Source organism: Bartonella sp. OC16QHHD (genome assembly GCF_042194035.1).
Lineage (GTDB): Bacteria > Pseudomonadota > Alphaproteobacteria > Rhizobiales > Rhizobiaceae > Bartonella.
Window position 1 is genome coordinate 40,419 of record NZ_JBHIMJ010000005.1, and the last position, 22,864, is coordinate 63,282.

The window sequence follows — 22,864 nt, forward strand, 5'->3', positions numbered from 1 at the left end:
TGCTAAAGAACTTTTCTCATTCATAAGGTGCATTTGTTTTTAAGACAATTAATCTTTTATTCTTGATGCTCTAATCAATGGATTTTATAAAAGCAAGAGGGGTGGTTTCTTTTATCAAATAAAATAGGAATAGCGTTATGCAGCAAAAAATAACAGTACAAGATGTCACCAGTTTTATTGGGAAAGAAGTGGGATTATCGGAGTGGCGTCTTGTTACACAGGATATGATTAATCAGTTTGCATGTGCTACAGATGATCATCAATGGATACACGTTGATGAGGAAAAGGCTAAAAAAACACCTTTTGGCGGCACGATTGCTCATGGTTTTTTAACATTATCGCTTTTGTCTACGCTCGCTTATGAAGCTCTTCCAGAGTTGGAAGGGAGCACAATGGGGATTAATTATGGTTTCGATAAAGTACGCTTCATGAGTCCTGTGAAAACAGGGGTACGGATACGTGCGCATTTTGTGTTAGACGACGCAGAAATTCGCCCTTCTGGTCGAGTGGTTTTCCATTATGGGGTTACGGTGGAAATTGAAAAGTTAAAAAAACCAGCTCTTACAGCTCAATGGCTTATTGTTGCTGTTGTGGAAGAAAAACCTTCCAATATCTAGATTATTTGAGTGCTTTATTTTATAAAATTTTTATACAATTCTATTAGAAGTTTCTTCAATGATGATATTGAGAATAATCTATAGGATGATAGATATGGTGGAGCTATCATAGCGTTGATAGCCATAGCAGGTTGCTATCTTTCCTAGATCGTTTTGAAGAGGAGTTTCCTAATGAAGATAGTGCATTGCTTCACGCTTTTGTTTATAGCGTTCTTTAATGGGATCATACCCATCACGTAAAACAGAACGCTTCAAATGGAATATACTTGCGTTGCCAATTCACGGGCTTATTTTAAAGCAACATCTCTCAACGCTCGTCACACCCATTTCGCAATGGCGCCTGTGAATAGTATAACGATAAAGCCATTGAGCACCCCTATCTTTATGCTTGTGAAGAAGAAAGCCGACACCATCATATTATATGCTAGCCGCCAATGTTAAGACAGGTCTTGGCGCTTGAGATAATTCATAAGAGGCATGCCTTTCTTTCTTGTATAGTTTTACTCACACGTCTCTTCCCGCTTTTAACGTGCAAGCGAGAGGTTTTGGTTGATTCTATATGGAACAAATTGGGAATGAGAGGATCTTACGGTATTCAGAGTTCTCATTCAATATGAATAACGCCATATTATCATTATAAATTCAATGTGTTATCTAAGGTTGGGAAAGGTCGTGACCAATGTCTTAATTTAAAGAGAGTCTCACATACTGTGAGATCTCTTATTTTATCCCCTTTTATATTAAAGCCATTAAAACTATTTTCTTTCATGTTACAAACGGATGGGGAGAGATAAAAACTGTTTAAGAAAAAAGTTTCTAATCTCTTATGAGCGTTTTCGATAGGCAAGGGTTGGTGCACTTGGAAAGTGGCAAAGAGGATGATGGTATTGGCATGTGAAATTCTAAATCTTTTAATGTTTTGTTTTATCAAGTTTTTGTACGATTTTATCAGAAGTCCATTGGGTTGTAATATTGAGCACGATCAAAAGGATGATGACGATGGTCATGATGAAGGTATTGTAGCGTTGGTAGCCATAGCGGATTGCCATATCCCCTAAACCGCCTCCACCAAGATATCCAGCAAGTGAGGTGGCTCCTATAAGAGAAATGACCATGACTGTAAAACCTGTAATCAGGCTAGGGAGAGCTTCAGGAATAAGAACATGTCTGATAATTTGAAGACGACTTGCACCCATCGAGCGGATCGCTTCAATGAGACCGTTTTCAACGGTTTTAAAAGAGAGTTCCGCCATGCGTGCATAAAAAGGGATAGCTGAAATGGTCAGTATAAAAATTACAGCAGGCATTCCTATCCCTCTTCCTACAACGATACGCGTAACGGGAAGAAGATAAAATGCAAGAATGATAAAGGGAATGGCACGAATACTGTCAATGATTATGCTTAAAGGGCGATTGATGAGAGATGAGGAAAAAATCCCTCCGCGTGCTGTTGTGTGAAGAAGAAGACCAAGGGGAAGCCCTATAATAAATGCCATAACAGAAGCACTAAGTGTCATCAATATTGTATCAATAACAGCTTGGGGAAGTTCATGAGACAGAACATTAAACATAGCCTAAGACCTCACAATATCGTCCTTTTTTCGTTAACCATTGAACAGCTTTTTCTAAAGCTTCTTTATCTTCTCCAGGAAGAGCCAAGAAGAGTCTCCCGATGGTTTCATCTTGAACTGTATCAATGCCACCATGCAAAATACGTGCTTTTAAACCACTCTCATTTTCTAGAAGATGAAGAAAAGGCTGCTGGGCAATTTCACCGGCAATATTAATTTCAATGACAGCTTCTCGTCCAATTGGTTTGAGATTTTTCGCAAATTTTTCAGGAAGTTGCGGGGTTACAAGCTTGAGCATAGCTATGGTTGTATCGTCTTGCGGTGATGTAAAGATGTCTTTCACACGTCCTTCTTCTACAATGTTTCCCTGATTAAGAACAACAACGCGATGCGCTATGGTGCGTACAACTTCCATTTCATGGGTGATGAGCACAATCGTGAGATTGAGGTGTTTATTAATATCAGCAAGGAGCTCTAGAATAGATTGTGTTGTTTCAGGGTCAAGAGCAGAGGTGGCTTCATCTGATAACAATATTTTAGGATTAGCAGCAAGAGCGCGTGCAATGCCAACGCGTTGTTTTTGCCCTCCTGACAATTGTGCCGGATAGCAATATTCTTTCCCAGATAACCCAACCAATTCAATCAGTTCAAGGGCACGTTTGTGGCGTTGTTTTTTACTTACACCACTTAATTTAAGCGGCAATGCAATGTTATCAAGAATATTCTGCGATGAGAGAAGATTGAAATGTTGAAAAATCATCCCAATTCGTTGACGGTAAGGCGCCCATTCTATCTCTGATAGATTGGAAATATCAGCACCTTCAAAAAAAATGGACCCTGCATCAATCTTCTCTAACCCATTTAAACAGCGAATAAGTGTTGATTTTCCTGCTCCACTGCGCCCAATAATGCCAAGGATTTCACCAGCATGGATATTTAAAGAGAGATTATTAATTACCGGAACGCCAGCCGTTTTGTTAAAACAACGGCTGATGTTTTTTAAGGAGATAAGAGTAGGTTTTTCCATTCACAATTACTCGGATACTTGGCACAGTTACTCAGATATTTGGCACAATTACCAAGATGTTTGGGCGGTATTGCCAAAAATCTCTTTGATTTTTGCACGGATAAGATCGTTGTTGTAAGCGGCAACTAATTTTTTAACCCATGGCTCATCTTTTTCGCTCGTGCGTACAACGATGATATTATCATAAGGATTATTTTTTGCACTTTCCCATGCGACGACATCTTTTTCGAAGTTTAATCCGGAAACAATAGCCCAGTTTGTGTTTATAATTGCAAGATCAAAATCGTCAATAGCTCGCCCTAACATACCAGCATCGAGCTCACGAATTTGCAGGTTTTTAGGATTTTCGATAATATCAAGTGGAGATGCAAGAATATTATGAGGATCTTTTAACTTAATGAGACCTAAAGAATTGAGAAGAAGTAAGGCTCTTCCACCATTAGATGGGTCGTTCGGAATACCAACATGTGCACCATCACGAAGATCTTTTAAGTCTTTGACTTTATGCGAATAAACACCGATTGGAGCAATAAATGTATAGCCGACAATTGAAAGTTTATAGCCACGTTGTTTCATTTGTTCATTAAGATAAGGGGCGTGCTGAAAAGCATTCGCATCGATCTCTCCTGCGTTAACAGCGTCATTAGGCAAAGCGTAATCAGAAAAATAAACGAGTTCGATATCTAAACCGGCTTGTTTAGCCTGTTCAGCAGCAGTTTTCCAAATAATCGCATCCCGCCCTTCCATAATACCAAGTTTGATTTTTGATTTGTCTGCGGCCATGGAAAAAGCAGTAGACAAAAAAAGTGCAAAGAGAGAGAGGAATAATCCTATAATCCGACTACGAGAAAAATTTTTTAATGTCATATGCTTTTAACTTTCTTTTTCGAGAAATTTTTTGAGGGAAGTTTCAATATACTCTGTATCTTTTTAGGCAGATTTAAAGTTATACAAGCTTTAGAGAATATTCAATCACTTTTATTTTTTAAAGAGTATTATTTTTCCTTCTATTTTAGTTGTTTTGGGGGCTGATCATCATTTGTTCATAGAAATTCTCTGAAATTCAAATAATTAATTCTTTTATTGCAATCATTTGTTGAGGGAACCAATGCCCCTTTAAAAACTTCTGTAAGGGACAATTGGTTGAAGAACCGGACAATCAGATGATGCTTTAGCCGTAAATTCATGAAGAACATACTGCGCAATCAAGATCAAAAGGCCGTGTTCGTGTAGGCGATAAAGAGAGATTTTGTTGCAATGTTGTGGGGTTTTGGGGGGGAATAAAGGTTGCTGATCATTGGATTTAAATGCGGCAAATTTTTGCAAAGGCGAATTTTTGTCCTTCATATGTTTTAAGAGAGGAAGAAAAATAATGTTAAGAAAGAAATTTTTATCAACAATGATGACTTTATGGGCTTTAGGAGCGTCAGGGGTGGCTGTGACTGCTTTTCACGCGGAAGCTGGAACCATTACAGGAACAGTTGCTCGTGTTGCATCAGGTCAGGTATCTTTACGCACAGGTCCTGCGACAGCTTATAAAGTTATCGCAATGGTTCCAATGGGAGCAAAAGTGCAAATTTATGGCTGCCTATCCAATAAAACTTGGTGTTCTCTTAGTTATCATGGAAAAGTTGGTTGGGCATCTGCACGTTACGTCAATGTTAACGATGTTCCTACCATTGCTTTTAAAAAGATGCCAGCAAAATCAAAATCCATGGTAAAATCGCCAAAAGAAAAAGTAAAACAGGCTGTTTCCGACTTTAAAGCTCTTCCGGCGATTCAAAAAACACGGAAAAATATGCAAAAACTATACAGAACAGATATGATTATCGATTCTACAGGTGTTAAAAAAAGGGATGAACGAACAATTTTAAATCCGTCGCAAAAAGCACAAGGCGTTTCTGTAAAGCACGTGAGTGCTTATAATCCCTCCTTTCCTGATAATGTCAATTACAAAAATTTTGAACGTAATGAAACGCGTTACCGTGTCGTGACCTATCCTGCTCGATAAGGGTAAAGTTAATTTCATAACCGGAATGACAAATAGGATCAGCAGCATGAAGCAAACAATGCTTATGCTGCTGATCCTATTGTACCGTAAAATGTCATTAAGGCGGCAATGCTTAACTTAAGGTGGCGAGGCATTCAAGGATATTCAGAGTCAAATTTGACAATACCTTGGATTACAGTTCTTTAGGATGGTGATATGAACCTTCAGCTGGGGAAGGTTATACTGAAGAGAAGCCGGACTTTTGACAGGACCGGCTAGGGGCTCTTTGTCCTTCGGACAGGGCGTTAATTTGCGGACTTAGGCTTTATCAAATTACGAGAAATGAGCAATTCAGCAATTTGAACAGCATTCAATGCTGCTCCTTTTCTTAAATTATCGGCGACAACCCAGAAAGCTAAACCATTTTCAACGGTGATATCTTCACGAACACGGCTAATAAAGGTATCATCTTCTCCGGTACCTTCATAAGGTGTGGTATAACCACCATCTTCGTGTTTATCGATAAGCTGACAGCCTGGTGCATCGCGGAAGAGCGCTTGTGCTTCAGATGCGCTTAGTGGTTTTTCAAATTCAACATGGACGGCTTCGGCATGACCGATAAAGACAGGGACCCGAACAGCAGTGGCTGTTAATTTAATTTTCGGATCGAGAATTTTCTTCGTCTCAACCGTCATTTTCCATTCTTCTTTTGTATAACCATCTTCCATGAAAACATCGATATGAGGAATGACATTAAAGGCAATGCGTTTAGTGAATTTTTTTGATGTAATTGGGTCTGCAACAAAAACTGCACGTGATTGTTCGAAAAGTTCGTCCATTCCTTCTTTACCAGCTCCAGAAACAGACTGATATGTAGAGACAACAACACGTTTAATGATTGCAGCATCATGGAGAGGTTTTAAAGCTAAGACCAGTTGAATTGTTGAACAATTAGGATTTGCTATAATATTACGCTTAGAAAAGGCATTTATAGCTTCGCCATTGACTTCAGGGACTATCAACGGAACATTGGCATCATAGCGCCACGTGGAGGAATTATCGATGACGACACAGCCGGCAGCAGCAATTTTAGGGGCGTATTCTTTGGAAATGCTCCCTCCCGCAGACATAAGACAAAAATCTGTGTCAGAAAAATCGTAAGTATCCAGTGCTTTTACTTTTAAAGTTTTATCTCCATAAGAAACTTCTTGTCCTAATGAGCGTCGTGATGCTAGAGGGACAATTTCATGCGCAGGAAAACCACGTTCTTCTAAAATTGTAAGCATTTCACGACCAACATTTCCGGTTGCGCCGACAATTGCAACTTTATAACTCATTTTCTATATACTCCTCATGTCTCTCCACGTTTATTCCCCGTGCTATACTCAGGAGAGAGTGAGTTGGTCAAGGAACATCATTAAATTATATTTTTGATTTTCAACAACTCAATTTTGTGCACACCAATCATCATTGTTAGCACAATAAATTGTTTTATTTCAAATAATACGTCTCTTTTAATCTTTCAGAATTGAAAAAATTGAATATTTTACGCTAAGCTATTATCTCTTTAGAAAACACTTTAATTAAGTGAATTTCTTATCTTCTGTCAATTGTTTACCTTCTCACTTTTGAATTTTTTAAGGATGGTATTACGTATCGCGTTGGTGGAATCTTTTAATACTTTATCTGTTAATTGTTGAATTATTTAATTTTCTCCCTATACCTTTAAAAGCGAAGCTTCCTATTACAGTCTGTAAACAGCTAGATTCTAGCGGCTTCCCATTTTTCACTTAAACTAAAGGCTCAACAAGCAGGCCTAAAAATATTTAAAAAGATATTGGGCATCTAAAAAACATTTGAATGTTTCAAGGAGGTATGCGTGCTTCATATCCTCATGCCTTAAATGATAGAATTTATGGCACAACAGGATAAACTTAAGTATCCATATATAGATAAATTCTTATGAAAGTTATATATATTTTTTTCGTGTCTATTTTTTACTTTATATTTCTTATTTTTACTTTAATCCTGTTATGCTATAAAATATCATTATTTGGAGTATGGTAGTATAAGATCTTTGATTTTTCTCGATATATTTAAGTGTTTTTTTAGTGCGTTGGAATATTCTTAGGCTTGTTTGGAGAGCCTTTTGTTTAAGTGACTCATATGAGTGGAAAGTTGTTGAACACTCACATATTTATGTTTAATAAAAGAGCAAGTTAGCACCTCATACATTTTTTAGCACCCAATGTCGTTACAGCTCTTGGTTTGTGAGACGATTCAATAAGAGGTATGCCTTTTTGTACATTTTTACTCACACGCCAACTTTGCTTGTAATGTGCAAACAAGTGATTTTGATTGATTCAATATAGAACACGTTTGAAATGAAAGAATTTTACGATATTCGAAACACTTATTCAATATCAATAACGTTAGATTATGATTATAAATCAATGCACTATTTCTAAGTTAAACTCGTTAGAATTCGGATTATTTACAAATCAGATTAGATTAAGCATTTTCATTCTCATGAAGTGTGGGGAGACAGTCACAATTCTTGTCAAGATTATTAAGGACTTTGATTATCCTTGCAATGAACTTATGAAAATAAGGGGTTATTTTTTTCATCAGAAATCAACTGCAAAATTGCTCTTTGTTTTTTGCGGGTCAGTATTCTGAAATTTTTTAAAAGTAAATATTCTGCTTTGCTTGCTATTCTGTCATCACAATGATAGAGGTTCTCTTCTTTTTTTGCGCCATCAGAATAAAAGAAGGAAACGGGAACATCTAATATATGAGCAATTTCCTGTAAACGTCTTGCACTTACGCGATTTAAGCCTTTTTCATACTTTTGGATTTGTTGGAATGTTACGCCTAAATGACTTCCTAATTGTTTTTGAGAAAACCCCATGACGTTTCTTCTAAAGCGAATTTTTTTGCCTAAAGAAATATCGTAAAAATGTAGATTTTTGGCTTTCACTTGATGTCCCCACCGGTTGCGAGCGCCCTCGCATTAGTATTCCGGGGTCTGGAAGTGCTGAAACCGAGTCAGCCCCTTGCTTTTAGTGCTGAAAGCACTTGGACATAACAAGAGCCCCCGGAAATTCCGGGATATCCGCAAAAGCGGGCTAATCTTTATGCTCGGTTTCGGGCTTCCAGGCCCTATTGATCGTCGCGTATACGACCAAAAACACAAGCCTTCTTCATAAGGCAATTACTTTCAATCGTCAATTGAAATTACAACAGTGTTTCTTGTTTGTTTTTTCAAGTTTTCATGTAATTAATGCGTATATTATACATAAAAAATATTGCTTGAGATACTTTAGATACTTGTAAAAATTGTAAAGCGAAATTAAAGGGTGATGGTAAGGTAATGGGGTGATTTTCTCCTTTACGATTTTATGTTTTTTCCCCAAAATTAGGTTGCTTCTCCGTTTCAAAGATTACGCAAACAGATGAATATTCTTGTCCCGATATGGTATACATAAGATGATATAACTTGTCGTTTTTATTCATCTTAAATCGAGGTATCTCAAATATGTTGTTCGTAAATAGTATAAATTAAAGTCCATGAAATATAACAATCTTTATGTTTAATATAATAAATTTCATTTACCTGAGTTGGTTAAAAATGTTATTATAATTCTTGCTTTTAAGAAGTTCATAAGAGCCATTTTTATTCAGATGCTTGTGTGGTGCAAGCGAATGGTTTTGATTGCTTCAGTATGAACAGGCTGGAATGAGAGAATCTGATGATATTTTTGGCTTTTGTTACAAGGTGTAAAGCGATATAAATATCTTTATTGTAAAACTCTTTTTTCAGAAATCGTAAATATTGAGATATCATATTAATAGAGGCTTGATAATAGTGGGCTTGTAGAGGGAAATTGCATGAGGATTTTTTATTTTTTATGCGTTATTTCTTCATTGTTTTGCAAAGGGCGCGCTTCTGAGGCAAGCATAATGGGAACGCCATCACGAATCGGGTAGGCAAGTTTGGCTTTGAGAGAAATGAGCTCTTGTGTTTTTCGGTTGAAAGAGAGAATACCTTTCGTCATTGGGCAGACGAGCAATTCGAGCATTTTGGGATCTGTGGTCATTTTTTTCATGTTTGGACATTCATTAGTTTAAGCGGTAATCTGTTCCTGTTTGTTTCATGAGCGAGCGTTCTGTTAATGCAAGAAGAGTTTGAGCACGGCTTTCGATATCTGGAGCTTCAAGGAGAGCTTGTTTTTCTGCTGGTGTAAAGGGGATAAGAGCTGAAAAAGCATTAACCAATATAGGTGTAGGGGCTTCTATGATGCTGCTCCAATTATATTCCATTTCATGTATGGTTAGATATTTTTCTACAACGTCGAGTAAGTTCTCTCGGTTAATGCTTTCTTCAATATCAAATTCTTGCAAGTCTTTTATGTTTGATTGGATGAGAGCTGTTCGATAGGATTTTGTGTTTTTCAATTCTTGTTCTAAAGTGAAGCGGCAAACACCTTGTAAGATAATGAACAGTTGTCCGTTTCCTGTTTCACTGTAGTTTGTAATGCGCCCTATACAGCCTGTTTTATAAAGTTGTGTAGAGAAGCGATCTGTATCCGATGAAAGTGGTTGAATAATGCCCAATAGACGATCAGTTACCATAACATTTTCAATCATTTCAAGTGATTCTGGTTCAAAAATATTGAGTGATAAAAAACCACCGGGTAGTAAGAGTGCACCTTCTAAAGGAAAAAGAGCAATTTGCTTTGGAAGATCATTTTCGCAATTGTAAGAGATATTACCAGCTTTCATGAGTATTTTGTCACCTTTGTTCGGTAGTTTAGTCTGTAAATAGTCGCAATTTATGACACTATTGAGAAAGAAGAAAACCCACTTCTTGTGCATTAAAATCATACTTATAAAATACTTGAAGTCCTTATTCTAAAAAAAGAATATGAAACCCTATATTTAAGGTTGAACTGCGCGAGAAAGAATATTGCTTTGCGATCTTGTTAGTGTGTGACGTTTTGCATGATTTTCAAGAGGTATTTTTGTTTATAGCTTTTGATTTTTGTCTTAAATTTCCTAAAATGTGTTCCTTGCAATTTTTGTAAGGTTCAAAAAGATACTATTATAAATCTTTTGAAGCAGCTTATGCAAGTTTTAAAATGAGAACATTTTCATCACTTTACTAATGACAGTGTGATAAAGATGGGTTATAGATTAGAACATGCTGGAAAGAGCGTTATTGTTTCTTTCATTCTTTTGCGGGAGAGTGCAGATTGCGAGTTTTCGCATTGCCGCCGAAGGGGAAATAGCCCATAATCTCTCAGGCTTTAAGGACCGTAAAAGGAAGAAGGCAGATCTGGAAAGTCGGGAGAACCCGCGCCGAAGGTGTAAGCGAAAAATTTTTTCGCGAGTCTCTCAGGTTGATGACAGAGGGGGCAGAGACGACCATATTCTGTGGGCGTTAGCGCAGCTTTGGAGTTATTATGGGTACAGCACAAGAAACATCTTTTTTAAAAACACTTCCTTTATATGATTTGCATGAAAAAGCAGGAGCAAAATTTGGTGCTTTTGCGGGCTGGAACATGCCTTTAACTTATCCTCTTGGCGTTTTAAAAGAGCATCTTCATACGCGTGCACATGCAGGACTTTTTGATATTTCTCATATGAAATTGATTGCGGTTGAAGGGGCACAAGCTGTGGAATTTTTGTCCTATGCTTTTCCCATTGATGCAGCAGCTTTAAAGATTGGGCATTCACGGTATAATTATTTGCTTAATGAGCAGGCTGGTATTCTTGATGATCTTATCATTACCCGTTTGGAAGAGGGTCGTTTTATGTTGGTCGCCAATGCTGGGAATGCACAGGCTGATTTTGTAGAATTGGAAAAGCGTGCGGTTGATTTTGAATGTCAAGTGATTGCCCTTGAAAGGGTATTGCTTGCGCTTCAAGGTCCTGAAGCGGCAGCTGTTCTTGCTGATGCTGATTTACCAGGGAATGAATTGTTCTTTATGCAAGGATTCGAACCACAACAGGATTGGTTTATAACGCGTTCTGGTTATACGGGAGAGGATGGTTTTGAAATTGCTTTGCCTATAGGGCATGCGCATATGTTGGCTGAAAAATTGCTGAGTGATTCTCGTGTTGAGTGGATTGGACTTGCAGCACGCGATAGCTTGCGGTTGGAAGCGGGGCTGTGTTTGCATGGAAATGATATTACCCCTGATACGACACCTATTGATGCGGCTCTAACATGGGCTGTTCCTAAAAGTGTTCGAGAAAAAGCACAATTTTATGGTGCGAAGGCTTTTCTTGAAGCACTGCAAAAAGGACCGGCTCGTTGTCGTGTTGGATTAAAACCGCAAACGCGCCAACCTATTCGTGCCGGTGCGGTGCTTCTTGATGATCAAGGTAATGAGATTGGCGTTGTAACATCAGGTGGTTTTGGTCCTTCTTTTGATGGTCCTGTCGCGATGGGTTACGTTCCTGTTGATTTTAAAGTTGAAGGGACACAAGTCTTTACAGAACTGCGAGGCAAAAAGATTGTATTATCAGTTCATTCTCTTCCCTTTGTTGAACAACGTTATTTTAAAGGATGATTTTTTATGTCTAAAACTTATTTTACACATGACCATGAATGGCTTAGCGTTGAAGGGCAAGTGGTGACTGTTGGGGTTACGCATTATGCGCAAGAGCAATTAGGGGATTTGGTTTTTGTTGATTTACCACAAAGTGGAACAAAACTTTCCAAAGGAGAGGCGGCGGCTGTTGTAGAATCAGTGAAGGCGGCTTCAGATGTTTATGCTCCTCTTGATGGTGAAGTGGTCGAAATAAATGAAGCCTTGGCTGATAATCCTGAATTGGTAAATCAGAAAGCCGAAACAGAAGGCTGGTTATGGAAAATGACATTGCAGGATGAGACACAACTGGAGGGGTTGTTGGATAAAGATGCTTATAAGGCTTTGATTGGATGAGTGGCATGATCGAGCGTTCTTTTTCTTCTCGACATATTGGGCTGCGTCCTGATGAAACACAAAAAATGCTTGATGTTTTAGAGCTTGATTGTGTTGAGACACTCATTTCTCAAGCTGTTCCACACTCTATCCACTTGGGACGTTCATTGAATCTTCCAGAGGCTGCTAGTGAAGGACAAGCCTTGGAAGAACTCTCCAAGATGATGGAGCGTAATTGTGTGCACAAAAGTTTTATTGGGCAAGGATATCATGGAACTTATGTGCCTCCGGTTATTTTACGAAATCTGTTTGAAAATCCTGCTTGGTATACTGCTTATACGCCTTATCAAGCAGAAATTAGCCAGGGTCGTCTAAAACTTTTGTTTTATTTTCAGACATTGGTTAGTGAACTAACAGGTTTGCCTGTTTCTGCTGCTTCCCTTCTTGATGAAGCAACTGCTTTAGCTGAAGCCAATGCCCTTGCTTTTCGCTTTTTCCGTGAGAAAAAAACAAAAATTTCTCTTCAGAGTCTTTTACACCCTCAGATTTTAAGTGTTGCGCAAACGCGTGCTGAAACACAAGGGATTCAGATTAGCCAAAATGGCGAAATTGATTCTGATACAGCGGCAATTGTTTTATCTTGGCCAGATACAAAAGGTTCTTTTCATGATTACAGTGAGATCATAAAAGAGGCAAAGGAAAAGGGAGCTTTAGTTATCGTTGTAGCTGATCCTTTAGCGCTTACCCTTCAGGAGCCACCGGCTCAATGGGGGGCAGATATCGTTGTTGGCTCTATGCAGCGTTATGGCGTTCCGATGGGATTTGGTGGTCCACATGCTGGTTACCTTGCCGTGAGTGATGCGTTAACGCGTCTTATTCCAGGGCGTATTGTTGGTCAATCCGTGGATACCAAAGGACGCGTTGGTTTTCGTTTAGCTTTGCAAACACGTGAACAACATATTCGGCGCGATAAAGCGACGTCAAATATTTGTACAGCGCAGGCTTTGTTGGCTAATATGGCAACCGCTTATGCTGTTTGGCATGGGCCAAAAGGCTTACAAGAAATTGCGCAGCGAATTCATCATTTAACATGTCGTTTTGTTGCTGGTTTAGAAGCAGCAGGGGTTCGTGTTGAAGGGAAAAGCTTTTTTGATTGTGTGAGTATTTCTGTTAAGGGAAAAGCGCGAGAGATTGCGCATCAAGCCAAAATAGGTGGGCGCCTTATTCGTGTTCTCGATGATGACACTATTGCAATCAATTTTGATGAATTATCGACAGAAGAAGATGCTGGTGCTTTAGCGCAGCTTTTTGGGGCAAAATTAGGCGATCAGGTTTCTCCACGACTCTTTGGAAAAAAACGGGATGCTGCTTTTCTTTCTCAGCCTTTTTTTCATGCGGTTCATTCAGAGACAGATATGATGCGCTTTTTGCGTCGTTTGGCGGATAAGGATTTGGCGCTGGATCGCGCTATGATCCCTCTTGGTTCTTGTACAATGAAGCTTAATGCCGCGGCTGAATTAATGCCTGTAAGTTGGGCTAGCATGGCCAATATACACCCCTTTGTTTCACAAGAGGATGCAGCGGGATATTTGGAGATGATCAACCAGTTAAATGCGTGGTTGTGCGAAATTACAGGATTTGCGCAAGTTTCTTTTCAGCCAAATTCTGGTGCTCAAGGTGAATATGCTGGGCTTTTGGCTATCCGACGATATTACCAATCACGGAGAGAACATCAACGTACAGTTTGTCTTATTCCTGCATCTGCGCATGGTACCAATCCAGCCTCGGCCCATATGGCAGGGATGGAAGTCGTTGTGGTAAAATGTTTAAGCGATGGTGATGTTGATGTAGACGATCTCAAGATGAAAGCGCAATTGCATAAAGATAAATTGGCCGCTCTCATGATTACTTATCCTTCAACCCATGGTGTTTATGAAGAAAGTATTAAGGAAATTTGTTCTATTATTCATGAAAATGGCGGACAAGTTTATTTTGATGGTGCTAATCTCAATGCCCTTGTGGGTCTTGCTCGTCCTGCGGATATTGGCGCTGATGTTTGTCATATGAATCTTCATAAAACATTTGCTATTCCTCATGGTGGTGGTGGTCCTGGTATGGGACCAATTGGAGTTGCAGCGCATCTCAAACCATTCTTACCAGGTCATGAACAAGATGGGACAACACATGCGGTTTCGGCTGCTCCTTATGGAAGTGCGTCTATTCTTGCGATTACATGGATGTATATTCGAATGATGGGGGCTGATGGCTTAAAATATGCAACACAAATAGCCATTTTAAATGCCAATTATATTGCTGCACGTCTTTCAGCTGCTTATTCCATTCTTTATCGGGGCAAGCATGGACGTGTTGCGCACGAATGTATTGTGGATACACGCGTGTTGAAAGAGCAGTATGGGGTGAGTGTTGATGATATTGCAAAACGTCTCATTGATTATGGATTCCATGCGCCCACGATGTCGTTTCCTGTTCCGGGAACTTTGATGATTGAGCCAACGGAATCGGAACCAAAAGCAGAGATTGATCGTTTTTGTGATGCTTTACTCTCTATTGCTGAAGAAGCTAAGAAAGTTGGTAGCGGGGTTTGGCCAAAAGACAATAATCCATTGGTGAATGCCCCTCATACAGTGGCAGATACTTTAGATGATGCTTGGGCACGACCCTATTCGCGACAAGAAGCTGCTTTTCCCAACAGTTTTCTTGATCCAGCCAATAAATATTGGCCTCCTGTATCGCGTATTGATAATGTTGCGGGAGACAGAATGCTCATTTGTTCGTGCCCGCCATTGGGAAATACCTATTAAATAACAAATATGTATTTAATTTGTTTATTTGCATAAACAAAAAAGCCCACACATTTTGTGTGGGTTTTATGCTTGTTGATCATGTTACTATGGAATTATTTGTCTATTTTCTAGAATTTTGCATTGTTTTTTTATAACATGAGCAAAATCAAAAAAGTCGACAAAAAGCTGTGTTTTGTCGGCAATAGGCATGCTCTCCTTTGCCTTCTACCGTATGGCATGGTTTTAGTGACTAGGCGGCATCGGTCTCGCCAGCTAGTTCACGTAAACGAGAGCGAAACCTACGGGGGATAGGGTCACGTCTGTTGCATGTGTTGTGATATACTCCTTCTCACTAGGGTGACGACGACCGGTTGTAGAAAGAATAAAATCAATTTTAGTGTTTTTGATGATAAAGACACGCGAAACTCTGTTGTTGCATCTTTTCGAGTCAAGAATTGTCTAAATATTTCTCTTTAATCTGCTTTTTGTAAATATGACGCAAAAATATGTAAAAACACCTGTTAGAATGAGCAAACGCAAAGCCAAATGTATTATGGGTGTTTTTTACAAGGTGTCTTATAAAAAGCCGGCACATCTTTCCACTTCATTGCAAGTCAGTTTGTAACTTTACAGCGCTGTTTTTCTAAGAGCTCGTGTGCTTTAGCTGTTGCTTGTAAATCAACATCCAAACTTAACGCAGCCACATGTTTTGAGTCAGAGATTGAGAAAAAAAGAGCTTTATGAGTAGTTCCAGCTTTTGTCTGTCAGATGAGGGCGAGGGGATTGCGTATTTCTGTTGACGTAACCTTTGAAACTGGAAGACAATCTCATTTTGGGAAAATGTAAAGCCGTAAAGGTAAAACTCAATCCTCAGTTTGTCATCTCCTTTTAATTCAGCTTTGCGGCTTTCAAAAGCATTTAAAGCAATGTTTTTTTAATAATGGGGATTGCACATTGCTCCACACTTTTATTTATTGTGTTTTTTAATGGGGGCACGACCCTCATGTAAAACAGAACGCTCCAAAAAGAATATACTTGGGTTGTTAATTCACATGTTTGTTTTAAAGAGATATTTCGCTCCTAATCCCATTTCGCGACGGCGCTTGTGAATGGTGTAAGGGTAAATCTATTGATCCCCCAATCTTTACGCTTCATAACGGAGTAAGCCGGCACTATCCATACACTTTGCCAGCGCCTAATGTTATAGCTCTTGGCACTATGGTTCATAAGAGGCATTATTCTTTTCTTAAATCATTTTTATCTACACATAGTCCAGCTTGTGGTATGCAAGCGAATGATTTTAATTGGGAAATTAATTTTAAAAACTTTGTAGTAGATTCTTTTTTGTCAATTTATGGGGAAAGGCTAAGTTTTTGTATTTTAGATGAAAGCTACTTCCATAAAACAGTCCATTAACTTGTCTGTTTTGAGATTTCTGTGAATGTACGGTATCTATGACCATTCTATGTGGTTGATTGTTGTAAAATCTTTTGTAAAAGCCCCTCAATTTTCTAAAATGATGATTTTTATCAATTTATTTCTTTATGGCTAAAGAGTTTTTATGTGTAAATGTATTTATAGCGGGAGCCAAGAGATGTTAGAATTTCATTGGGGAGGGTATCGGCATCTATAGATACTTTTTCAAGTGTTTGATGGCGACCAATGAGCTCTACCCAGTCACCAGTTTGAGGTTTTTGTTCAAGATCGGTCGTATCTACAATAATGGAATCCATAGAAACCCGCCCAACCATGGGAAGTTTGTGCCCGTTGAAATAAACAGTTCCTTTATTCGAAAGAGCACGGAGCCAGCCGTCTGCGTAGCCTATAGAAATGGTTGCAAGAGTGCTTGGTCTGTTGGTTATAAAGCTTTCTGCATAACCAACAGGTGCTCCTATATCAACAACGCGGCTTTGAATGACTTGGGCTTCAAGTTTTAAAACAGGTTTCAGAGGTGATGGGTGTTTTCCCCGCGGATCAACTCCGTAAAGTGCAATGCCTGGACGAACAAGATCAAAATAAAAATCTGATCCTAGAAAGATACCTCCAGAATTGGCAAAGGAAACTTTGCAAGCAGGCAATTGCGCAAGGATAGTTTTGAAAGAAGTCAATTGGGCATAATTTGATGGGTGGGTATCATCTTCTCCGTTAGAAAGATGACTAAGAATATATTTTATTTCTGCTTTTTCGAAAATTGTAGGGTGTTTGATGAGTTTTTGTAACTCTTTTTGATCCAGTCCTAATCGGTTCATATGGGTATCGATTTGAACAATTGCTGGAAATTTTTTATCTTTTTTTTGACAAATTTTTTGCCAATTTTCAATGGCATTCCAAGAGTTTAGAACAGGAACAATACCAGATTGTGCGACAAACTCTTCTGCTAAGTGTGGAAGTCCATTCAGAAGGGCAATCGTGACATTTGATGGTAAAATGCTTTTTAATTGGAGTGCTTCTCTGATTTGTGCGACAAAAAAAGTGCGACAACCAGCTTGATAAAGGGCAGGAGCAATTTTGTGAGCTCCTAATCCATAGGCATTTGCTTTTACAACTGCTGAACATTGTGTTGGAGCTACACGTTTGGCTAAAGTGATATAATTGGCAACAATGGCACTGACATCGATGGTTGCTACAGCTGTATAGAGTGATGTATTTATTTCATCATTAACGGATTTGTTCATTTTAAAAGCTTATCTGTGTTCGTGAAATACGGAGTTTTTTGGTTGTTTCATTGAGGTTCTTTACGATATAGGGGAAAGACACTATTTGCTATGGTCAAAATCATAAGAAGCCTATGCTGCCATTAAAGTCATTTTTTATGTAAAATGGTACTCTGGATATAAGAAATAGTTTAGTTTTATTTGTGTTGTTATCAACATGGTATCTTCTAATGATTTGTAAAACATAGACTTTTTTACTTATTTGCCCTCGTTTAGGCATATAAAAAATAAACATAATTTATTGTATTGTATCATTTTGAAGAGTGCAATGTTAGACTATTATTGCTGGTGTGATTGTTTTGATTAAATATTGCATTGGCTTCTTATTTAGAGAAGGTAAAATGATTAAATTAACCACGTTAAATCAATGCATTACAAGTTTTCTACCATGAGGGGGAAGATTACTCATCTGTGCAATTTTGGATGTTGTCTCATGCACTTAAAATTATTTTTATTGAATAGAAAACAGTGTGTAAACACTTTTTGATACATTAAAACTGTTGATTTAGAAAACTCGTTGATTTGGATATTATTTGTTTTCAAGATGGATTGGGTATCCAGTATTTACTTTCTAGTCTTTGATTGGTTTTAAGTGAAATCAATTTTATCGCTTATAGAGTGCACTAGACTCATTTATTTAATTTTGACATAAAAGTGTTAACCTTGAGGTTTTTGTGTTGAGAAAATTGTTGGCAGATGGTTGTGCAAGTACTATATCACGTCAAAGATTCGAAATTTAACGTTCAATAAAGATATGGGGAAGAGTATGAATACGTCTGCTACCAATGTTCCGTCAAGCATCAGCAGCGTTGCAAATTTTCCGATTCCTGAGAATGTGTTCGCCCTTACTGTCCAAGAGGTTTGTCATTATACAGATCGGTTATTTAAATTCCGTCTGAATCGTCCGGAAAGTTTTCGTTTTCGTTCGGGTGAGTTTGTTATGATCGGTTTGCCAAATGCAGAAAAGCCGATTTATCGCGCTTATTCGATTGCAAGTCCCTTTTGGGATGAACAGCTTGAGTTTTTTTCGATAAAAGTTCCAGGGGGACCTTTAACCGAGCATCTCCAAAAAATTAAAATTGGTGATACAGTTCTCATGCGTAAAAAATCTACAGGAACGCTGGTGCTTGATGCTCTTATTCCTGGAAAACGTCTTTATCTTCTTTCAACTGGGACGGGGATTGCTCCTTTTGCAAGCCTTATTCGTGATCCTGAAACTTATGAAAAATTTGCAGAAGTTGTCCTTATTCAAACAACGCGCGAAAAAAATGAGTTAATTTATGCAAAAGATCTTGTTTCCTCTTTGCAACAAGATCCACTCATTGGAGAGTATGCACAACAGTTGAGATTTTATCCTATGACTACTCGTGAAGCTTCTGAGCATATGGGCCGTATTACGACTGTTATGGAAAGTGGGGACTTTTTTGAAACAACAGGCCTTCCTAAGATTCATCCTGATGAGGATCGGGTGATGATTTGTGGTTCCATGGCTATGTTAAAAGATTGCGCAAGGATGTGTGAAAGCTTTGGTCTTGTTGAAGGGGCCAATAATGCTCCTGCTACTTATGTTGTAGAGCGCGCTTTTGTGGAGTAATGAGTGGGAAAGTTGATGCTTTATCTTCTTTCAAACCGGTACGGTTTTTTTTCTTTTGCAAGCTTTATTCGTGAGCCTGACATTTATGAAAAATTTTCAGAAGTTGTTCTTATTTAAATAACGCGCGAAAAGAATGAGTCAATTTGTGCAAAAGATCTTGTTTCCTTTTTGCAATAAGATCCACTCATTGTGGGGCATATGCACAACAGTTGAAATTTTATCCTATGACCACTCGTGAGCTTTCTGAGCATATGGGGCGTATTACGACTGTTATGGAGAGTGGGTGCTTTTTTGAAACAAGCGGCTTTGAAACAATAGCACTTCCCCAAATTCATCTCGATGAAGATCGGGTGATGATTTGTGTTTCCATGGCAATGTTAAAAGATTGCGCAAGAATGTGTGAAAGCTTTGGTCTTGTTGAAGGGACTGATATTCTTGCACTTTAACATTATATTGTAGAAAGAGCTTTTTTCGAGGGAGAGGGAAGTTGTGATGCGGTATATGCTAATGCAGTAATCGAATCCCAATCACTTATGGCAATAAGTTTTTGGGGCGCTATCCAAGAACCTCCAACGCAGAAGACATTGGGCAGTTGGAGCCATTGTGGTGCACTTTTTTGTGTAATACCGCCTGTTGGGCAAAACCAGATATCAGAGAAGGGAGATGCTAAAGCTTCGATGAAGGAAATACCTCCAGCAGCTTCAGCAGGGAAAAATTTAAGATATGAATAGCCTTTGTTTAATGCTTGCATGAGTTCACTTGGGGTCATTGCAGCGGGAAGAAGGGGAATTTCACTATTTTTTGCACAATTGATTAGTTCATTGGATAATCCGGGGCTTACAATAAACTTGGCTCCAGCTTGTTCGGCTTTTTCGTAATGTGTTGTGTTGAGAATTGTGCCGGCTCCAACAATTGCTTCAGGGACTTCTTGTGTGATTTTCTGAATTGCTTTGAGGGCATTTGGTGTTCGCAAGGTGATCTCAATTGTTTTTAATCCACCTTTGACAAGAGCGCGTGTTAAGGGTACAGCACTTTGTAGATTGTCAATGAGTAAAATAGGTATGACAGTTTGTCCTTGGAGATATAATAAAAGCTTTTTTCTTTTTTGGCACATGATATTTTTTCTTCTTGGAGATGATATTATTTGTATCGTTTGATTAAGCACAATATGTTAAAGAGTACATGAATAAATCTTGAAATTGAATGAAACGCGCGTTATGGCAAAACACATGGAAAAGAATTTTAAAGTTGCTGCACTTTATTGCTTTGCAGATTTGAAGCATTATCATCAATTACAAAAACCTTTGCAGGATTTATGTCAAGCAAAGGATATCAAAGGCACTCTGCTTTTAGCACAAGAGGGCATTAATGGAACAGTTGCTGGTTCTTGTGATGCGATTGAGGCATTGGTGGATTTTATTACGGCTGAGCCAGCGTTTCAAACGCCGGAGATTAAATATTCATGGGCATCAAAAATGCCTTTTCATCGCATGAAAGTGCGGTTGAAAAAAGAGATTGTGACAATGGGGGTTGAAGGGGTTGATCCGCTAAAAGTTGTTGGTACTTATGTCGATCCTGAAGATTGGAATGCTCTTATTCAAGATGAAGAGACAATTTTAATCGATACACGGAATGACTATGAATATGCGATAGGGAGTTTTCAAGGAGCGATTGATCCGCAGATTAAAACATTTCGCGAATTTCCTGAATGGGTGCGTAAATATGAGGCTGAGTTAAAGAAAAAAAAGAAAATTGCCATGTTTTGTACAGGTGGTATTCGGTGTGAAAAATCAACAGCTTATGTTCGTGATCTTGGTTATGAGCAAGTCTACCATCTAAAAGGAGGTATTCTAAAATATTTAGAAAAAATTCCAAAAGAGAAAAGTTTATGGTGGGGTGAGTGTTTTGTTTTTGATGAGCGTGTTTCTGTTCAACATGGTCTTGAAGAATGTGGACGCGAATTATGTCGCGCGTGTCGTTCTCCTCTTAATGCTGAAAGCAAACTATCGCCTCATTATGAGGAAGGTGTTTCCTGTGATGCTTGTTATAACACGCGTAGTGAAGCCGATAGAGAGCGCTTTCGTGAGCGCCATAGGCAATTTCAATTGTTGAAGTTGCGTGCAATTGATTCTCATCAAGGGACATAAGGATATCGCAGTGTAGAGTTTTAAGTTGTAGCATTTTTCTCTTAAATTTAAGAGAAAAGAGTTTTTTAATATTGGTAGAAAAATATTTTATAAGACCGGATATTATTCGGTCTTTTTGTTTATGTTAAATTATTTGACTTATAAATAATCATTATAGATTGTTCGCTCTCCTTGACTTTATAGGATTGAGTTTTCAGATACTTTTCATTTTAAAATAGAACAGCCGTTCACCAACAGCGCAGAGGAGGGAGATTTATAGATTAAGAGAAAAGCGTATGAATAAGATGTGATTAATAAGAGGAGATGAAAAAGCAGATGCTAGGTGGAAAAAATAAAATGATAATAGGAGTTTATGATTTCAGAATTTAATATAATACATTAATTTATAATGATAATTTATTTTCATTTGAATAAAAGAGTTCAATATTGTGAACTTTATTGCTTTCAGATTAGATGAGAACGAATCGCGTAAAGCTCATTCACTTGTACGTTGCAAATGGGAGCAACGTGTGGACAAAAATCATTTTAGATAAGGTGTTATGAAACATTTCAATGTAGGAGTTTCTGCAATATTGGGAGTTGGCAGATAGAATGGGAGCGTTTGTTTTTAATTTCATAAGTATAAAGAGGGTGAGATGTAGTTGATCTATATCATACAAGCTATATTATACGGGGATTTCTTCATGATATTTTGCTTAAGCGATGCTGTGAAATGAATGTGGAAGCAGGGATGTTTTTTAGGATGTAAATGAGAAAGATGATGGCGTTTTGTTGGGGGAAGGACACGTTATCTTTAAAGACGATGGTGCTTTAGTCGTTACTATCCTCAGTCTTCAATGTTGGTCATCTTTGCATTTAAGAGGATATATAAGAGGTACTCCTTTTTTCAATTGTTTTTTATTTGTGATGCGCAAAAGAATGATTTTAATTGATTCATTGTAAGAGGGTTGAAATAAGAGGATTTTATAATGGGATTTTTGTTTAAGGGCACAATAATAAATTGTCATTATAAATTAATGTTTTGAGTAATTTATTTTGCGTTATTTTCTGCTGCGGATATTAGGAGATAGAATAGGGTAAAGAAACGAGGGGCTTTAAACGCAAGACAGTGATTTATGTTGCACGGATAATGTAAGGGGTGTGATCTCATGAAAGCGGATGGATGGCTTTGTCTGGGGGAGAGTGTTGTTTTTTTGCACCATTTTATCTTTAAGAATTAAAAAATGTTTAAAATTAAAAAAATGATTGAAATGAGAAAGGATTCGTTTTATAGGATGCCTTGCCCAAAGTCGCACGTGCCTGTGGGTGTCCGCTGGTTCTCAAATGGTGAGATTAACCGGTACGGTACCTGGAACTAACCGCTCCAGTCATTCTTACAGCCAATTGCAAGAATGAGGACATCTTGAAGCAACGACGGTGCGGGCCTTTCTGGTGTCTTCCAGCTTTTAAATGCTGGGATAACTATAGA

At 38.3% G+C, this 22,864-nt stretch carries 16 protein-coding genes, 2 pseudogenes and 1 riboswitch; of the genes and pseudogenes, 8 read left to right on the top strand and 10 right to left on the bottom strand.

Annotated elements, in window-relative coordinates; translation table 11 throughout:
• Nucleotides 1–137 precede the first annotated feature (137 nt).
• Complete coding sequence (locus tag ACFIK1_RS00875; protein WP_375640770.1) at nucleotides 138–617, top strand: MaoC family dehydratase; 480 nt, start codon at nucleotides 138–140, stop codon at nucleotides 615–617.
• Between the two features lie 171 nt (nucleotides 618–788).
• On the opposite strand, the pseudogene ACFIK1_RS00880 reads toward ACFIK1_RS00875, so the two are convergent.
• From ACFIK1_RS00880 to ACFIK1_RS00895, 4 genes and pseudogenes are all read right to left on the bottom strand, one after another.
• Nucleotides 789–1,087 (bottom strand): annotated as a pseudogene (locus tag ACFIK1_RS00880) (integrase); the annotation flags it as partial.
• A 441-nt stretch (nucleotides 1,088–1,528) separates the two neighbouring features.
• The gene (locus ACFIK1_RS00885; RefSeq protein ID WP_375643374.1) at nucleotides 1,529–2,188 is read right to left on the bottom strand and encodes a methionine ABC transporter permease; all 660 of its coding nucleotides are present in this window, start codon (nucleotides 2,186–2,188) and stop codon (nucleotides 1,529–1,531) included.
• Nucleotides 2,181–3,215, bottom strand: coding sequence for a methionine ABC transporter ATP-binding protein (locus tag ACFIK1_RS00890; protein ID WP_375661863.1), 1,035 nt, complete (start codon nucleotides 3,213–3,215; stop codon nucleotides 2,181–2,183). The genes ACFIK1_RS00885 and ACFIK1_RS00890 overlap by 8 nt, the downstream gene beginning before the upstream one ends.
• Before the next feature lie 48 nt (nucleotides 3,216–3,263).
• Nucleotides 3,264–4,082: a MetQ/NlpA family ABC transporter substrate-binding protein gene (locus ACFIK1_RS00895; RefSeq protein ID WP_375661864.1), complete on the bottom strand. Its 819-nt coding sequence runs from the start codon at nucleotides 4,080–4,082 to the stop codon at nucleotides 3,264–3,266.
• A gap of 505 nt (nucleotides 4,083–4,587) precedes the next feature.
• Here ACFIK1_RS00895 and ACFIK1_RS00900 point away from each other — a divergent pair.
• Nucleotides 4,588–5,226, top strand: coding sequence for an SH3 domain-containing protein (locus tag ACFIK1_RS00900; protein ID WP_375636988.1), 639 nt, complete (start codon nucleotides 4,588–4,590; stop codon nucleotides 5,224–5,226).
• Between the two features lie 284 nt (nucleotides 5,227–5,510).
• Here the strand turns inward: ACFIK1_RS00900 and ACFIK1_RS00905 are convergent, their stop codons facing one another.
• The 4 genes from ACFIK1_RS00905 to ACFIK1_RS00920 form a co-directional block, all read right to left on the bottom strand.
• Nucleotides 5,511–6,542, bottom strand: coding sequence for an aspartate-semialdehyde dehydrogenase (locus tag ACFIK1_RS00905; protein WP_375618537.1), 1,032 nt, complete (start codon nucleotides 6,540–6,542; stop codon nucleotides 5,511–5,513).
• Nucleotides 6,543–7,804: 1,262 nt separating this feature from the next.
• Nucleotides 7,805–8,185 (bottom strand): helix-turn-helix domain-containing protein, encoded by a 381-nt coding sequence (locus ACFIK1_RS00910; protein ID WP_375661865.1) that lies wholly within the window; start codon nucleotides 8,183–8,185, stop codon nucleotides 7,805–7,807.
• 922 nt (nucleotides 8,186–9,107) lie between these two features.
• A complete protein-coding gene (locus tag ACFIK1_RS00915) occupies nucleotides 9,108–9,314 on the bottom strand; it encodes a Trm112 family protein (protein WP_375661866.1) in 207 nt (68 codons plus the stop codon).
• Between the two features lie 13 nt (nucleotides 9,315–9,327).
• The gene (locus ACFIK1_RS00920) at nucleotides 9,328–9,990 is read right to left on the bottom strand and encodes an LON peptidase substrate-binding domain-containing protein (protein ID WP_375610818.1); all 663 of its coding nucleotides are present in this window, start codon (nucleotides 9,988–9,990) and stop codon (nucleotides 9,328–9,330) included.
• A 446-nt stretch (nucleotides 9,991–10,436) separates the two neighbouring features.
• Nucleotides 10,437–10,534, top strand: a riboswitch (glycine riboswitch).
• A gap of 136 nt (nucleotides 10,535–10,670) precedes the next feature.
• On the opposite strand from ACFIK1_RS00920, the gene gcvT reads away from it, so the two are divergent.
• From gcvT to gcvP, 3 genes are read left to right on the top strand one after another with little or no spacing between them, the layout of a single operon-like run.
• Nucleotides 10,671–11,783, top strand: coding sequence for a glycine cleavage system aminomethyltransferase GcvT (gene gcvT / locus ACFIK1_RS00925; protein WP_375661867.1), 1,113 nt, complete (start codon nucleotides 10,671–10,673; stop codon nucleotides 11,781–11,783).
• 6 nt (nucleotides 11,784–11,789) lie between these two features.
• Nucleotides 11,790–12,158 carry a glycine cleavage system protein GcvH gene (gcvH, locus tag ACFIK1_RS00930; protein ID WP_375618535.1) on the top strand — a complete coding sequence of 123 codons (369 nt, stop codon included), beginning with the start codon at nucleotides 11,790–11,792 and terminating at the stop codon, nucleotides 12,156–12,158.
• 5 nt (nucleotides 12,159–12,163) lie between these two features.
• Nucleotides 12,164–14,959 (top strand): aminomethyl-transferring glycine dehydrogenase, encoded by a 2,796-nt coding sequence (gene gcvP / locus ACFIK1_RS00935; protein WP_375661870.1) that lies wholly within the window; start codon nucleotides 12,164–12,166, stop codon nucleotides 14,957–14,959.
• A gap of 1,541 nt (nucleotides 14,960–16,500) precedes the next feature.
• Here gcvP and alr read toward each other — a convergent pair.
• Nucleotides 16,501–17,616, bottom strand: a complete 1,116-nt coding sequence (gene alr / locus ACFIK1_RS00940) for an alanine racemase (protein WP_375633817.1) — start codon at nucleotides 17,614–17,616, stop codon at nucleotides 16,501–16,503.
• 805 nt (nucleotides 17,617–18,421) lie between these two features.
• On the opposite strand from alr, the gene ACFIK1_RS00945 reads away from it, so the two are divergent.
• A complete protein-coding gene (locus tag ACFIK1_RS00945; RefSeq protein WP_375612296.1) occupies nucleotides 18,422–19,249 on the top strand; it encodes a ferredoxin--NADP reductase in 828 nt (275 codons plus the stop codon).
• A gap of 18 nt (nucleotides 19,250–19,267) precedes the next feature.
• A pseudogene (locus ACFIK1_RS00950) lies at nucleotides 19,268–19,695 on the top strand (ferredoxin--NADP reductase); the annotation flags it as partial.
• A 2-nt stretch (nucleotides 19,696–19,697) separates the two neighbouring features.
• On the opposite strand, the gene eda reads toward ACFIK1_RS00950, so the two are convergent.
• A complete protein-coding gene (eda, locus tag ACFIK1_RS00955) occupies nucleotides 19,698–20,363 on the bottom strand; it encodes a bifunctional 4-hydroxy-2-oxoglutarate aldolase/2-dehydro-3-deoxy-phosphogluconate aldolase (RefSeq protein WP_375633815.1) in 666 nt (221 codons plus the stop codon).
• A gap of 115 nt (nucleotides 20,364–20,478) precedes the next feature.
• On the opposite strand from eda, the gene ACFIK1_RS00960 reads away from it, so the two are divergent.
• The gene (locus ACFIK1_RS00960; RefSeq protein WP_375661868.1) at nucleotides 20,479–21,396 is read left to right on the top strand and encodes a rhodanese-related sulfurtransferase; all 918 of its coding nucleotides are present in this window, start codon (nucleotides 20,479–20,481) and stop codon (nucleotides 21,394–21,396) included.
• The last annotated feature ends 1,468 nt before the right edge of the window (nucleotides 21,397–22,864 follow it).

Coding starts and splice junctions, on each gene's coding strand:
- eda (WP_375633815.1), bottom strand. CDS start 20,363: ATGTGCCAAAAAAGAAAAAAGCTTTTATTATATCTCCAAGGACAAACT.
- ACFIK1_RS00890 (WP_375661863.1), bottom strand. CDS start 3,215: ATGGAAAAACCTACTCTTATCTCCTTAAAAAACATCAGCCGTTGTTTT.
- gcvT (WP_375661867.1), top strand. CDS start 10,671: ATGGGTACAGCACAAGAAACATCTTTTTTAAAAACACTTCCTTTATAT.
- ACFIK1_RS00920 (WP_375610818.1), bottom strand. CDS start 9,990: ATGAAAGCTGGTAATATCTCTTACAATTGCGAAAATGATCTTCCAAAG.
- ACFIK1_RS00885 (WP_375643374.1), bottom strand. CDS start 2,188: ATGTTTAATGTTCTGTCTCATGAACTTCCCCAAGCTGTTATTGATACA.
- ACFIK1_RS00915 (WP_375661866.1), bottom strand. CDS start 9,314: ATGAAAAAAATGACCACAGATCCCAAAATGCTCGAATTGCTCGTCTGC.
- gcvH (WP_375618535.1), top strand. CDS start 11,790: ATGTCTAAAACTTATTTTACACATGACCATGAATGGCTTAGCGTTGAA.
- ACFIK1_RS00905 (WP_375618537.1), bottom strand. CDS start 6,542: ATGAGTTATAAAGTTGCAATTGTCGGCGCAACCGGAAATGTTGGTCGT.
- ACFIK1_RS00945 (WP_375612296.1), top strand. CDS start 18,422: ATGAATACGTCTGCTACCAATGTTCCGTCAAGCATCAGCAGCGTTGCA.
- ACFIK1_RS00900 (WP_375636988.1), top strand. CDS start 4,588: ATGTTAAGAAAGAAATTTTTATCAACAATGATGACTTTATGGGCTTTA.
- ACFIK1_RS00875 (WP_375640770.1), top strand. CDS start 138: ATGCAGCAAAAAATAACAGTACAAGATGTCACCAGTTTTATTGGGAAA.
- ACFIK1_RS00960 (WP_375661868.1), top strand. CDS start 20,479: ATGGAAAAGAATTTTAAAGTTGCTGCACTTTATTGCTTTGCAGATTTG.
- gcvP (WP_375661870.1), top strand. CDS start 12,164: ATGATCGAGCGTTCTTTTTCTTCTCGACATATTGGGCTGCGTCCTGAT.
- alr (WP_375633817.1), bottom strand. CDS start 17,616: ATGAACAAATCCGTTAATGATGAAATAAATACATCACTCTATACAGCT.
- ACFIK1_RS00895 (WP_375661864.1), bottom strand. CDS start 4,082: ATGACATTAAAAAATTTTTCTCGTAGTCGGATTATAGGATTATTCCTC.